This is a genomic window from Streptomyces sp. NPDC041713 (assembly GCF_055591085.1).
Window position 1 is genome coordinate 132,070 of record NZ_JBVIZY010000012.1, and the last position, 13,292, is coordinate 145,361.

Here is a 13,292-nt window from a genome sequence, read left to right on the forward strand (position 1 = left end):
TTAGCTGTTCACCCGGCCGAGGTAGCCGCTGTCACGGGTGTCGACCTTGATCTTCTCGCCCGTGGTGATGAAGAGCGGGACCTGGATCTGGTGGCCGGTCTCCAGGGTGGCGGGCTTGGTGCCACCGGTGGAGCGGTCGCCCTGGACGCCCGGCTCGGTCTCCTGGATGGTGAGCTCGACGGCGGCCGGCAGCTCCACGTAGAGCACCTCGCCCTCGTGCTGCGCGACGGAGGCGGTGAAGCCCTCGATCAGGAAGTTGGCGGCGTCGCCGACGGCCTTGCGGTCGACGTGCAGCTGGTCGTACGTCTCCATGTCCATGAAGACGAAGTAGTCGCCGTCCATGTAGGAGAACTGCATGTCGCGCTTGTCGATCGTGGCCGTGTCGACCTTGACGCCGGCGTTGAACGTCTTGTCGACGACCTTGCCGGAGAGCACGTTCTTGAGCTTGGTGCGCACGAAGGCCGGGCCCTTGCCGGGCTTGACGTGCTGGAACTCGACGACGGACCAGAGCTGGCCGCCTTCGAGCTTGAGCACCAGGCCGTTCTTGAGGTCGTTCGTGGAAGCCACGGTTGCGGAATCTCCTGGACTGACGTGGACGACCCCGGGGCACGCGCACAGCCGAAAGCTAGAGCGCGAGCAGCTCCTTGGTCGTGATGGTGAGTAGCTCGGGTCCGCCGTCCGCCTCGGGGCGCACGACGAGCGTGTCATCGATCCGGACACCACCCCTGCCCGGGAGGTGAACCCCCGGCTCGACGGTGACCGGCACGCAGGCGTCCAGTTTACCCATGGCCGCGGGCGCCAACTGCGGGTCCTCGTCGATTTCGAGCCCGACCCCATGTCCGGTGGCCGGAGGGAGCCCTTCCGCATAACCCGCGGAGTCCAGCACCTGCCGTGCCGCGCGGTCCACATCACGGCAGGCGGCACCCGGCAGAAGCGCCTCACGGCCCGCCCGTTGGGCGGCGAAGACGAGGTCGTACAGCTCGATCTGCCAGTCGGCGGGCGAGGTGCCGATGACGAACGTACGGCCGATCTCACAGCGGTATCCGCGGTAGCTCGCCCCCAGGCAGACGGAGAGGAAGTCCCCCTCCTCCACCCGGCGGTCCGAGGGCCGGTGGCCGCCCTTGCCGGAGTTCGGGCCGGTGCCGACCGAGGTCGGGAACGCGGGGCCGTCCGCGCCGTGGTCGATGAGCCGTCGCTCCAGCTCCAGCGCGAGATGCCGTTCCGTACGCCCCACGAGAATGGATTCCAGCAGCTCGCTCAGGGCCTGGTCGGCGATCTCGGCGGCGATCCGCAGACAGGAGAGCTCGTCCGTGTCCTTGACCAGGCGCAGCTGCTCGACCGCCGTCCCGAGGTCCGTCAGCCGCATCCGCGGCGCGACCGAGGCCAGCGCGCGGTGCCGGGCGACGGTCAGGTGGTGCTCCTCGACGGCCAGCGTCTCGGCCCCCTGGGCCGCCGCCACGCCCGCACCGGCGACGGCCGGGTCGGCGCCCGGTGTGAGCAGCGGCTGCACCCGCAGCGCCTCGTCGGGCCGCCCCTCGCACTCCTGGTCACCGGGCGGGCGTCCGCACAGCAGTACGTCCTCGTCCTTGCCGACGAGGAGTACGGCGCCGGCGGGCGCGGCACCGGTGAGATAGCGGACGTTGGCGGGCCGGGAGACCAACGCCGCGGCGCCGCCACCGGCGGCACAGCGCTCCCTGACCCGCTCCCTGCGGACCGCGTACACCTCTGACATGGCCCGAGCCTACGAGCGCGACGGCCGCACGGCCCGGCGGGCGCGTCCGACCGGGCGGTCACCGCCACCGGGCCCGCGCCGGCCCGCACGCGGCACTCAGCTGTCGCAGCCGGTCCCGTCGCCGTCCCGGTCGAGGTGCCTGCCGTAGCCGGGCTCGCCGCGGTGGATTGGGGCGGCGCCTGCGGCGCGGGCCTCGGAGCAGTTCGCGTAGGACACGGAGCCGCCGCCTCCGCCCCCGCCGGACCCGGAACCGCCCGAGCCGCCGTCGTCCGCGCGTGTGTCACCGTCCCCGCCGCCCGCCGGGGGCGCCGTGACCGTGACGGTCGACTTGACCGTCCTGGTCGAGCGGACCGTGCGGGTGGGCGCGGGCGCAGCCTTCGGTGTCGCGGTCGCGGTGGCGGTGACAGTCGCCGTGCTCGTGACGGTCGGAGCGGCCCCCGCCTTCGCCTCGCCGTCCGGGTCTCCCCCGGCCGCGCCCATGCCGATGCCCAGGAACAGGGCGAGAGCGAGGGCAGGGAGCAGATAGCGCTTCCGGGCCCACCTCGGGGCGGGCCGGGCGCCGTTCGACGGAGTGGGTGGAGCGGGTGGAGTGCCGTACGGATTGGTCATGTCATGCCCCCCGGGCTCATTCCAGGGGCATGACCGTAGACCCGGTGACCGACGTGTGAAGGTGGTTTGCGGAAGTGGTGCCTCAACCGTGGCCGATGGTCCGGACTACCACTTCGGGGGGCTCGCGATGGCGCGGGCCAGGACCTCGTCGAGGACGCGGGCCGTGGCGGGGACGTCCAGCTGGGAGTTGTCGATGATGGGCAGACCCGAGCCGTACCAACCCGCCATGCGGCCGTGGATGCGGGCCACTTCCTCGTCGGTCAGGCGGCGGTTGCCGCTGCGCTCGGCGTTGCGCTCCAGGACGACCTCCAGGCCGGGGAGCAGGACCACGGGCAGCAGGCCGGGGCCCACGTGCCGCTTCCAGCCGCCGAGGCCGACGACCGGGCGGTCGGGGAAGACCGCGTCGTCGAGGATGCAGGAGATGCCGTTGGCCAGGAAGTTGCGCGCGGCGAAGCCGCAGGTGCGGCGGGCCAGGCGGTACTGCGCCTCGGAGTGGTCGTTCCACCCCGACTGGGGGTCGGCGAACCCCGAGCGCACCCATTCCCGTACGTCGTCGAGGCTGATGTGGGCCGTCGGCACGCACCGGTGCTCGGCCCAGTACTTGGCGACGCTCGTCTTGCCCGCTCCGGCCGGGCCGATGAGCAGCACGGCGAGCGTGGTGGCGCCGGTGTCGGCGGGGGCCGCGCCCTGCGGTGGGCTCGGCATCGCGACGGGGCCGCCCGGCGGCAGCTGGACGTGGCCCGTGCTCTCCGGCGGCGGGGGCACGGGGCCGGGGCCAGGGCCGTGCTGCGGGGGCTGGGGCGCCACGGAGGCCGGCGGCATCGGGGGCTGCCCCTGCGCGTGCGCGGCGTGCGGCGCCTGTCCTGGCGCAGGTGGTCCGGGGACGTGCTGTCCGGCGGCGCCCGTGAACCCGGGAGGGACCACCGGGTGGGCCGACGCTCCGGGGTGTGGAGCGCTCGGGTGGTGTGCGGCCGGCGACCAGCCGGAGGCCGGTCCGTGCCCCGGCTGGTGGGGCGGCGGCAGCGGAGATCCCACTGCGTGCTGCATCCGGTGCCACTCCGTCTCGTGCGACTGACGCTGGTCGGGCGGCAGCCGAGCCGCCCGTTACCGAACGGTACCGTCCCCGGCCGCCGTTGTGTGAACGGCCGGGGAGGCCGAGACGTGCCCGTGGCCGGATTCCGCGACCACGTAAAACGTGCCCTATGGGGACTACTGGCCCACTTCGCCGTACGCGGCGAGCAGCACGGCCGGGTCGGGTCCCTCCAGGACGGTCGGCTTGCCGAGGCCGTCGAGGACGATGAAGCGCAGCAGGTCGCCGCGGGACTTCTTGTCGACCTTCATGGTCTCCAGGAGCTTGGGCCACTGGTCGTAGCGGTACGTCAGGGGCAGGCCGACCGATTCGAGGACGGTGCGGTGCCGGTCCGCGGTGGCGTCGTCGAGACGGCCCGCCAGACGGCCGAGTTCGGCCGCGAAGAGCATGCCCACGGAGACCGCGGCGCCGTGCCGCCACTTGTAGCGCTCGTTCTTCTCGATGGCGTGCGCGAGGGTGTGCCCGTAGTTGAGGATCTCGCGCAGGCCCGCCTCCTTCAGGTCGCCGGAGACGACCTCGGCCTTGACCCTGATGGAGCGCTCGATGAGCTCGGCGGTGTGCGGGCCCGCGGGCGTACGGGCCGCCTGCGGGTCCGCCTCGATGAGTTCGAGGATCGCCGGGTCGGCGATGAAGCCGGCCTTGATGATCTCCGCGAGCCCGGAGACGTAGTCGTTCACCGGGAGCGATTCGAGCGCCGCGAGGTCGCACAGGACACCGGCCGGCGGGTGGAAGGACCCGACGAGGTTCTTGCCCTCGGCGGTGTTGATGCCGGTCTTGCCGCCGACCGCCGCGTCCACCATGCCGAGCACCGTGGTCGGCACGGCGATCCACCGCACCCCGCGCAGCCAGGTCGCGGCCACGAACCCGGCGAGGTCGGTGGAGGCACCGCCGCCGACGCCGACGATCACGTCGCTGCGCGTGAAGCCGGACTGGCCGAGCGCCTTCCAGCAGTACGCGGCGACCTCCGCCGTCTTGGCCTCCTCGGCGTTCGGCACTTGGATGGCGACCGCCTCGTACCCCTGGTCGGCGAGGTCCTGGCGGAGCGCCTCACCGGTCTCGGCGAGCGCCTCGGGGTGGATCACGGCGACGCGCTTGACCTGGTCGCCGATGAGGCCGGGCAGCTCGCCGAGGAGCTGCCGACCGACCAGGACCTCGTACGGATCCGAGCCGGCGGTGCCGCCGACGTGGATACGGGTGGGGGTCTGCTCCGTCGTCATGCTTCCTTCAACTCCAGTGCGTCGAGGACCGCTTGCGCGACCTCATCGGGGGTGCGGCCGTCGGTGGCGACGACCGCGCGGGCGACTTCCGCGTACAGATGCCGGCGGGCGTCCATCAGCTCGCGCCACGTCTTGCGGGGGTTGACGGCGAGGAGCGGGCGGGCCTGGTTGAGACCGGTCCGCTTGACCGCTTCCTCGACGTCCATCGAGAGACAGACGACGGGGTGTCCGACGAGCAGTTCGCGCGTCGACTCGTCGAGGACGGCGCCGCCGCCGAGGGCGAGGACCCCGTCGTGCTCGGCGAGGGCCGTCGCGACGGCGGCCTTCTCCAGCGCGCGGAAGTACGGCTCGCCCTCGTCGAAGAAGATGTCGGAGATCTCCCGGCCCTGCGCGGCCACGACGTCGGCGTCGGTGTCCCGGAACGTGGTCCCGAGGCGGTCGGCGAGCAGCTCACCGACCGTCGTCTTGCCCACGCCCATCGGACCCACCAGGACGACGCGGGGGCCGCCGGAAGCGGTGCCGGTCACCGGATCTGCAGGTTGTCGAGGTAGGACCGCACGTTGCGGCGCGTCTCGGGAACACTGTCGCCACCGAACTTCTCCGCGACCGCATCCGCGAGGACCAGCGCGACCATCGCCTCGGCGACGATCCCGGCGGCCGGCACGGCGCATACATCGGAGCGCTGGTGGTGCGCCTTGGCGGCCTCGCCGGTGGCCACATCGATGGTGGCCAGGGCGCGCGGCACGGTCGCGATGGGCTTCATCGCGGCGCGTACGCGCAGCAGCTCGCCGGTGGTCAGGCCGCCCTCGGTACCACCGGAGCGGCCGGAGGTGCGCCTGATGCCGTCGTCCGTGGTGACGATCTCGTCGTGCGCCTTCGACCCGGGCACTCGCGCGAGGTCGAAGCCATCGCCGACCTCGACGCCCTTGATGGCCTGGATGCCCATGAGCGCGGCGGCGAGCCGCGCGTCCAGACGCCGGTCCCAGTGCACGTGCGAGCCGAGGCCCACCGGTACGCCGTAGGCGAGGACCTCGACCACACCGCCCAGGGTGTCGCCGTCCTTGTGGGCCTGGTCGATCTCCGCGACCATCGCCTTCGACGCGTCGGCGTCCAGGCAGCGCACCGGATCCGCGTCCAGCTTCTCGACGTCGGCCGGCGTCGGGTACACCCCGTAGGGCGCCTTGGCCGCGGCCAGCTCCGTGACGTGGGAGACGATCTCGATCCCGGCCGTCTCCTTCAGGTACGACCGGGCGACGGCGCCCAGCGCCACGCGCGCCGCCGTCTCACGCGCCGAGGCACGCTCCAGGATCGGACGGGCCTCGTCGAAGCCGTACTTCTGCATGCCCGCCAGGTCGGCGTGACCGGGACGCGGACGGGTCAGCGGGGCGTTGCGGGCCAGGTCGGCCAGCACGTCGGGGTCGACCGGGTCGGCCGCCATGACCTGCTCCCACTTGGGCCACTCCGTGTTCCCCACCATGACCGCGATCGGCGAGCCCATGCTCAGACCATGCCGCACACCACCCAGGAACGTGACCTCGTCACGCTCGAACTTCATCCGCGCACCACGGCCATAGCCCAGCCGCCGCCGCGCCAGATGGTCGGCCACCATCTCCGTCGTGACCGGCACGCCGGCGGGAAGACCCTCCAACGTCGCGACAAGCGCGGGTCCGTGCGACTCCCCCGCGGTCAGCCAACGCAACCTGCTCAACGGATGCTCCTCATGCTCGCGCCTCGAACTGCGGTCTTCGACGGCGCGGCCGGGTGCGCGGCCCTGGCCCGCCACCCCTGATCCTCCCACGACCCGGGACGCGATCCGGCGTCCGGTCCATCTGGCGGACGCCTGTGACCACGGCCTCGACCGTGCCGCGACCGGCGCGCGACCCGGCGCTCAGCGTGCGGCGAGCGCGTGCTCCCCGGCCTTGCGCATCACGCCGAGCGGCGCCGGGGCGCATCCCGTCATCTGCTCGACCTGCAGCACCGCCTGGTGCACGAGCAGGTCGAGGCCGCTGACGACGGCGCCGCCGTACGCCGACCAGCGGGCCGCGAGCTCGGTGGGCCACGGGTCGTACAGCACGTCGAAGAGGGTGGCGGGGCGCTCGGGGACCAGGGCGGACAGCGCGTCGGTGGCGCCCGCCGGGGTCGTGGCGATCACCAGGGGGGCGTCCAGCGCCTCGCGCGCGTCCTCCCAGTCCTCGGTCCTGACCTCCACGTCGAGCCGCTCGCCCCACTGCCGCATCTCCGCGGCGCGGGCGTCGCTGCGTACGTACGCGACGACCTCGCCGGTGCAGATCCGCGCCAGGGCGGCGAGCGCCGACGAGGCGGTGGCGCCCGCGCCGAGGATCGCGGCGGACTCGACCTGCTCGATGCCGCGTTCGCGGAGCGCGGCGACCATGCCGGGCACGTCGGTGTTGTCACCGACCTTCCGGCCATCCTCCGTGAACACCACGGTGTTCACGGCCTCGACGGACGCGGCGGTCCCGCTGATCTCGTCGAGCAGCGGAATGATCGCCCGCTTCAACGGCATCGTCAGCGATAGCCCCGCCCATTCCGGACCGAGCTCCCCGACGAATCCGGGCAGCGCCGCCTCGTCGATCTCGAATCGGTCGTAGGACCAGTCGCTCAGCCCCAGCTCCTCGTATGCCGCGCGGTGCAGCACCGGGGAGAGGGAATGGGCGATCGGTGAGCCGAGGACCGCGGCTCGTCGCTTCTGCGCGCTCATTGTCCCTTCAGGTATTTCTCGCGGTTCCGGTTCTGTTCTTCGTTGGTCTCGGCGAACAGCGTCTTGTCGTCGATGGAGACGAAGTAGTACCAGTTGCCCTTGGCGGGTTGCAGCGCCGAATTCAGCGCCACCTCACCCGGGTTGCTGATCGGCCCGGGCGGCAGACCCTTGATCTTGTACGTGTTGTACGGGTCGTTGAGCTTGCGGAGTTCGTCGACCGTGCCGGTGCCCAGCTTGGACTCGCCGCGGAGGTAGTTGACCGTCGAGTCGAAGTCCAACAGGCCGTACGTCTCGGTGTTGTTGGGCTTCAGACGGTTGTAGACGACGGTGGCGACCTTCTCGAAGTCGTGCTTGTACTTGCCTTCGGCCTGGACGAGGCTGGCCACCGTGAGGACCTGCAGCGGGTCCTTGAGGTGGAGTTCCGCGGCCTTCGACTTGAGGCCCATTTCGTCGTACTTCTCGCTCGCCTGGGCGACCATCTTCTTGAGGACGTCCGCGGGCTTCTGGCCCTTGGCGACCGGATAGCTGGAGGGATAGAGGAATCCTTCCAGGGGGTCCTTGATGTCCTTGTTCGTATTCGCCCAGGAGGGAAGTCCGAGGCTCTTCCATTGTGTCTTGGCGACGTTCTCCGTGGTGCCCTTGTCCAGGTGGAGACGCTTGTCGATCATTTTGTAGACCGAGGCGTTCCGCATGCCCTCGGGAATGACGAGGTTGTTGCGGCTCTTCGGGCTGAGCATCAATTCGACGGCGCTCGCCGCGGACATGTGTTTCTTGAGGGTGTAAACACCCGCCTGAATGGTCTGGCCCTGCGGATGCTTCCCCTGCGCGGAGACGAACGCGTCCACGCTTTTGACGACGCCGGCTTCCTTCAGCTTCTGCCCGATCGCGTAACCGCCGGAGTCCTTCGGGATGTCGACGGTGGCCGATCCGGAACCCTCGCCCGCGTAGTCCGGGGCCGTGCCGAAACGATCCTGGTAGAACTGGTAGCCGAAGTAGCCGACGCCCGCCAGGCCGCCGCCGAAGACCATCGTGACGACCAGACAGGCGCAGCCGCTGCGGTGCTTCTTGGACTTCTTTCCGCCACGGCCGCCGCGCCGGTCACCGCGGCCGCCGCGCCGGCCGGGACCGTCGTCGTCCTCGTCGTCCCCGCCACCCGCGAAGAACGCGTGCTCGCCCTGGTCGGGGCCCGGGTCCCAGTCCTGCCTCTCGGCCTCGGACTCGGGGGCCGCGGGACGGCGACGGGTCGGCGGCTCCGGCGGCGCGTAGGCGTCGGGCGTCGAGTAGTAGTCGTGGTTCTCCGCGCCGTAGCCGCTCTGCTGGCCGGCGTACGGGTCCATCGGATCGCCGCCGTAGGGGACCTGACCCTGGCCACCGGTGTCCCAGCCACCGTTGTAGCCCTGGTCGGCACCGCCGCCGTACCCCTGACCGGGATCGCCGTGGTCCCCCTGGCCCGGTTCACCGGAGTAGCCCTGGCCGGGGTCGCCGTGGAACTGCTGCTGCCCGCCGTACGACTGCTGGTCGTAGGTCTGCTGCTGGCCGGTGCTCCAGTCACCGCCGTAACTCGACTGGTGCGGCGGCTGATGCTGGTGCGGCTGCTGCGGGTGGTACTGCCCCTGGCCGCCGTAGGTGGACGTGCCGCTCGCGGGCGCCTGTCCTCCCCATCCGCTGTCCCCGTACAACGGGTCCTCCGGATCCCACGGTTCGGAGCCTGGGCCCCGGCCATACTCAGTCATCGATCCCCTACATGCCGCGAGGCGGGGCAGCCGTCTGGATGGCCGGGCAACCGTTCCGCCTCTTGATGCTGTGCGGCAGCTGTTCGAACACCGCCGCATCGCGCGGAACGTTACCGTATCGCGATCAGATGACCACTTCGACGCCCTCGCCGGGAGCTTTGCCTGACGCCCGTTCGGACTCCAGGGCCTGCTGAAGAATGATGACCGCGGCCGCCTGATCGATCACGGACCTGCCCTTTTTGGACTTCACACCGGAGGCGCGCAGTCCCTGACTGGCCGTCACTGTGGTCATCCTCTCGTCCACCAGCCTCACCGAAATGGGGGCGACCATGCGGGCGAGCTCCTGGGTGAAGACGCGGATCTTGGCGGCCGCCGGGCCCTCGCCCCCGTTCAGGGAGCGAGGGAGGCCGACGACGATCTCGATCGGTTCGTACTCCTCGACGAGCTTCTTCAACCGGCGCTGGGCGGCGGGGACGTCCCGGCCCGGCACGGTCTCCACCGGCGTGGCGAGGATCCCGTCGGGGTCGCACGAGGCGACCCCGATCCGGGCGTCACCGACGTCGACGGCCAGCCGCCGGCCTCTGCGCATGCCCGGTGCGGCCTCGGTCATCAGGCCGTCTCGGTGACGAGGCGCTCGACCGCGGCGATGGCCTCGGGCACGGCGGCCGCGTTCTGACCGCCGCCCTGGGCGACGTCCGGCTTGCCGCCGCCACCGCCGCCGAGGGTCTTGGCCGCGGTACGGACCAGCTCGCCCGCCTTGAGGCCGCGCTCACGGGCGGCTTCGTTGGTGGCGATGACCGTCAGCGGGCGGCCGTTCGCCGTGGCGAAGAGCGCGACGACGGCGGGGCGGTCGCCGGGGATGCGGCCGCGCACGTCGAGGACCAACCTGCGCAGGTCGTCGGCGCCCGTGCCGTCCGGCACCTGGCCGGTGACGACGGCGACGCCGCGGACGTCCTTGGCGGAGTCGACCAGACCGGCGGCGGCCTGGAGCACCTTCTCCGCGCGGAACTTCTCGATCTCCTTCTCGGCGTCCTTCAGCTTGGCGAGCATGCCGGAGATCTTCTCGGGGAGCTCCTCGGAACGCCCCTTGACCAGCTCCTGGAGCTGGGCGACGACCGTGTGCTCCTTGGCGAGGAAGTTGTACGCGTCCACACCGACCAGCGCCTCGATGCGGCGCACCCCGGAGCCGATGGAGGACTCGCCGAGCAGCTTCACCAGGCCCAGCTGGGCGGTGTTGTGCACGTGCGTGCCGCCGCACAGCTCCTTGGAGAAGTCGCCGATGGTGACGACGCGGACCCGCTCGCCGTACTTCTCGCCGAACTCGGCGATGGCGCCCTGCTTCTTCGCCTCGTCGATCGACATGACCTCGGCCTGCACGTCCAGCTCGTGCGCGAGGACCTCGTTGATCTTCTGCTCGACGTCCGTCATCACGGCCGTGGGCACGGCGGACGGCGAACCGAAGTCGAAGCGGAAGCGGCCGGGCTGGTTCTCGGAACCGGCCTGGGCGGCCGTCGGGCCGAGCGCGTCGCGCAGCGCCTGGTGGGTCAGGTGGGTGGCGGAGTGGGCGCGGGCGATGGCGCGGCGGCGGTGGGCGTCGATCGACGCCCAGACCGGGGCGCCGACGGTGATCTCGCCGACCTGGACGACACCCTTGTGCACGTGCACGCCGGGCACCGGCTTCTGCACGTCGCGGATCTCGACGATCGCGCCGCTGTCCAGGCGGATGCGGCCGGTGTCACCGATCTGGCCGCCGCCCTCCGCGTAGAAGGGGGTGCGGTCGAGGACGATCTCGACCTCGTCGCCCTCGGTGGCGGCCGGCGAGGTGACGCCGTTGACCAGCAGGCCGACGATCTGCGCCTCGTTCTCCGTGAGGGAGTAGCCGGTGAAGTCGGTGGCGCCGGAGGCGTCGGCGATCTCGCGGTAGGCGTGCAGGTCGGCGTGGCCGGTCTTCTTGGCCCGGGCGTCGGCCTTGGCGCGGTCCCGCTGCTCCTTCATCAGGCGCCGGAAGCCGTCCTCGTCCACGGAGAGGCCCTGCTCGGCCGCCATCTCCAGGGTGAGGTCGATGGGGAAGCCCCACGTGTCGTGCAGCAGGAACGCCTTGTCGCCGGAGAGGACCTGGCCGCCGGCGGCCTTGGTCTCGGTGACGGCGGTGTCGAGGATGTTGGTGCCGCCCTTGAGGGCCTTGAGGAAGGCGTTCTCCTCGGCGAGGGCGACGGTCTCGATGCGCTTGCGGTCGGTGACGAGCTCCGGGTACTGCTGACCCATCGTGTCGATCACGACGCCGATCAGATCGAGGACGACCGGGCCGGTCGCGCCGAGCAGCCGCATGTTGCGGATGGCGCGGCGCATGATGCGGCGCAGGACGTAGCCACGGCCTTCGTTGCCGGGGGTGACACCGTCGCCGATGAGCATGGTGGACGTGCGGATGTGGTCGGCGACCACGCGCAGCGAGACGTCCGAGCCGTGCTCGGCGCCGTAGCGCACGCCGGTGAGCTCGGTGGCCTTGTCCATGACGACGCGCAGGGTGTCCGTCTCGTACATGTTCTGTACGCCCTGCAGGATCATGGCGAGGCGCTCCAGGCCGAGGCCCGTGTCGATGTTCTTCGACGGGAGCTCGCCGAGGATCGGGAAGTCCTCCTTGCCGTCGCCCGCGCCCCGCTCGTACTGCATGAAGACCAGGTTCCAGATCTCCACGTAGCGCTCGTCGTTGACGGCGGGGCCGCCCTCTTCGCCGAACTCCGGGCCACGGTCGTAGTTGATCTCGGAGCACGGGCCGCAGGGACCGGGCACGCCCATGGACCAGAAGTTGTCCTTCTTGCCCAGGCGCTGGATGCGCTCGGCCGGGACGCCGACCTTCTCGCGCCAGATCTGCTCGGCCTCGTCGTCGTCGAGGTAGACCGTGATCCACAGGCGCTCGGGGTCGAGGCCGAAGCCGCCCTTGTCGACGGGGCTGGTCAGCAGCTCCCAGGAGAGCGTGATGGCGCCCTCCTTGAAGTAGTCACCGAAGGAGAAGTTGCCGCACATCTGGAAGAACGTGCCGTGCCGGGTGGTCTTGCCGACCTCTTCGATGTCGGGCGTGCGCACGCACTTCTGCACGCTGGTGACGCGCGGCGCGGGCGGCTTGACCTCACCCAGGAAGTAGGGCTTGAAGGGCACCATGCCGGCGGGGACGAGCAGCAGAGTCGGGTCGTCCGCGATGAGCGACGCCGAAGGGACGACGGCGTGCCCGCGCTCCTCGAAGAAGCTCAGCCAGCGGCGGCGGATTTCAGCCGACTCCATCAGTGGTCCTCATTCCGGTTGTACGAGTGCGCCGGGTTCTCGACGTACTGCGTCTTCTTCGTGTCGTACTTGTTGCTGCTGTGGTTCTCGATGACCGCGAAACGTCGCGGTGCGGGGAGCTCGGCGTCGGGGTGGTCCTGCAGACCCAGCGCCTCGCCGAGCTCCGCCTCGCGCTCGGCCATGCCGTCGCGGATGTCGAGCGCGAAGCCCTTCAGGCGGTGGCCCGTCTCGATCGCCTTGTTCGCGGCCTGCGCGGCGAGGCTCTCGGGGGTCAGCTGCTTGAGCTTCCGGTTGACCTTGGTGGTGGCCCATACGCCGGCGGCTGCGCCCGCGGTGAACCAGAACGTACGGCGGAACATCGCTGCGTCAGTCCCTCTTACTCCGGTTGGCCCGCTTGGTCCGCCGCGCGGACGGGACGGTGCGACCCACGATCACCGTACGACGGGGCTGCTTGCTGGGCATTTCCTTCGCCTCGGGCGGCGCCTTGCGGCTGATGGCCCGGCGCACGCCGTAGCCGAACGCGGCCACCTTCACCAGGGGGCCGCCGAAGGTCGAGGCGACCGTGGTGGACAGCGCCGACGCGTTCGACGTGACCTCCTGGACGTCGGAGGCGATGGCGTCGACGCGGTCGATCTGGGTCTGCGCGGAGCGCACCGCGGTGGAGGCGTCGGCCAGGAGGGGGACCGCCTGCTCGGTCACGTCCGCGACGAGCTTGGTGGTCGCCCTGAGCGTCTGGGCCAGCCTCGCCAGTGCCACCGCGAGGAAGGAGACCAGGATCGCCCAGAAGACGGCCACCAGGACCCCGGCAACCTCTCCACCGGACACTTGGCACCGCTCCCTGAATCTCGTCCCTGAACTTCGTACCTGACTTCGTACCCGAACATCGAAAAGTCGTCCTCCGACCCTATCGCGC

13 protein-coding genes are annotated in these 13,292 nt (G+C 71.0%); all 13 read right to left on the reverse strand.

The genetic code is table 11. The features are described from left to right. Window positions 1–567, reverse strand: a complete 567-nt coding sequence (gene efp, locus ACZ6CV_RS30280; RefSeq protein WP_469254131.1) for an elongation factor P — start codon at window positions 565–567, stop codon at window positions 1–3. Between the two features lie 58 nt (window positions 568–625). Next, on the reverse strand, window positions 626–1,732 hold the full coding sequence (locus ACZ6CV_RS30285; RefSeq protein ID WP_469254133.1) for an aminopeptidase P family protein: 1,107 nt from the start codon (window positions 1,730–1,732) through the stop codon (window positions 626–628). A gap of 96 nt (window positions 1,733–1,828) precedes the next feature. Further along, the gene (locus tag ACZ6CV_RS30290) at window positions 1,829–2,341 is read right to left on the reverse strand and encodes an excalibur calcium-binding domain-containing protein (protein ID WP_469254134.1); all 513 of its coding nucleotides are present in this window, start codon (window positions 2,339–2,341) and stop codon (window positions 1,829–1,831) included. A 105-nt stretch (window positions 2,342–2,446) separates the two neighbouring features. After that, window positions 2,447–3,388, reverse strand: coding sequence for a Pro-rich N-terminal domain-containing protein (locus ACZ6CV_RS30295; RefSeq protein ID WP_469254136.1), 942 nt, complete (start codon window positions 3,386–3,388; stop codon window positions 2,447–2,449). A 162-nt stretch (window positions 3,389–3,550) separates the two neighbouring features. After that, window positions 3,551–4,648 (reverse strand): 3-dehydroquinate synthase, encoded by a 1,098-nt coding sequence (gene aroB, locus ACZ6CV_RS30300; protein WP_362371630.1) that lies wholly within the window; start codon window positions 4,646–4,648, stop codon window positions 3,551–3,553. Next, window positions 4,645–5,127, reverse strand: a complete 483-nt coding sequence (locus ACZ6CV_RS30305) for a shikimate kinase (RefSeq protein WP_469254210.1) — start codon at window positions 5,125–5,127, stop codon at window positions 4,645–4,647. Before ACZ6CV_RS30305 ends, aroB begins: the two co-directional genes overlap by 4 nt. A gap of 44 nt (window positions 5,128–5,171) precedes the next feature. Next, the gene (gene aroC / locus ACZ6CV_RS30310; RefSeq protein ID WP_469254138.1) at window positions 5,172–6,356 is read right to left on the reverse strand and encodes a chorismate synthase; all 1,185 of its coding nucleotides are present in this window, start codon (window positions 6,354–6,356) and stop codon (window positions 5,172–5,174) included. A 180-nt stretch (window positions 6,357–6,536) separates the two neighbouring features. Beyond that, entirely contained in the window at window positions 6,537–7,367 is an 831-nt protein-coding gene (locus ACZ6CV_RS30315) for a shikimate dehydrogenase (RefSeq protein WP_469254139.1), read from the reverse strand. Then, entirely contained in the window at window positions 7,364–9,100 is a 1,737-nt protein-coding gene (gene mltG, locus ACZ6CV_RS30320) for an endolytic transglycosylase MltG (RefSeq protein WP_469254140.1), read from the reverse strand. The genes ACZ6CV_RS30315 and mltG overlap by 4 nt, the downstream gene beginning before the upstream one ends. A 124-nt stretch (window positions 9,101–9,224) precedes the next feature. Next, complete coding sequence (gene ruvX, locus ACZ6CV_RS30325; RefSeq protein WP_469254142.1) at window positions 9,225–9,710, reverse strand: Holliday junction resolvase RuvX; 486 nt, start codon at window positions 9,708–9,710, stop codon at window positions 9,225–9,227. Further along, on the reverse strand, window positions 9,710–12,379 hold the full coding sequence (gene alaS / locus ACZ6CV_RS30330) for an alanine--tRNA ligase (protein WP_469254144.1): 2,670 nt from the start codon (window positions 12,377–12,379) through the stop codon (window positions 9,710–9,712). The genes ruvX and alaS overlap by 1 nt, the downstream gene beginning before the upstream one ends. Further along, window positions 12,379–12,738 carry a DUF6167 family protein gene (locus ACZ6CV_RS30335; RefSeq protein WP_469254146.1) on the reverse strand — a complete coding sequence of 120 codons (360 nt, stop codon included), beginning with the start codon at window positions 12,736–12,738 and terminating at the stop codon, window positions 12,379–12,381. The genes alaS and ACZ6CV_RS30335 overlap by 1 nt, the downstream gene beginning before the upstream one ends. 7 nt (window positions 12,739–12,745) lie before the next feature. Further along, window positions 12,746–13,204, reverse strand: a complete 459-nt coding sequence (locus tag ACZ6CV_RS30340) for a DUF948 domain-containing protein (protein WP_362371614.1) — start codon at window positions 13,202–13,204, stop codon at window positions 12,746–12,748. Window positions 13,205–13,292 lie beyond the last annotated feature (88 nt).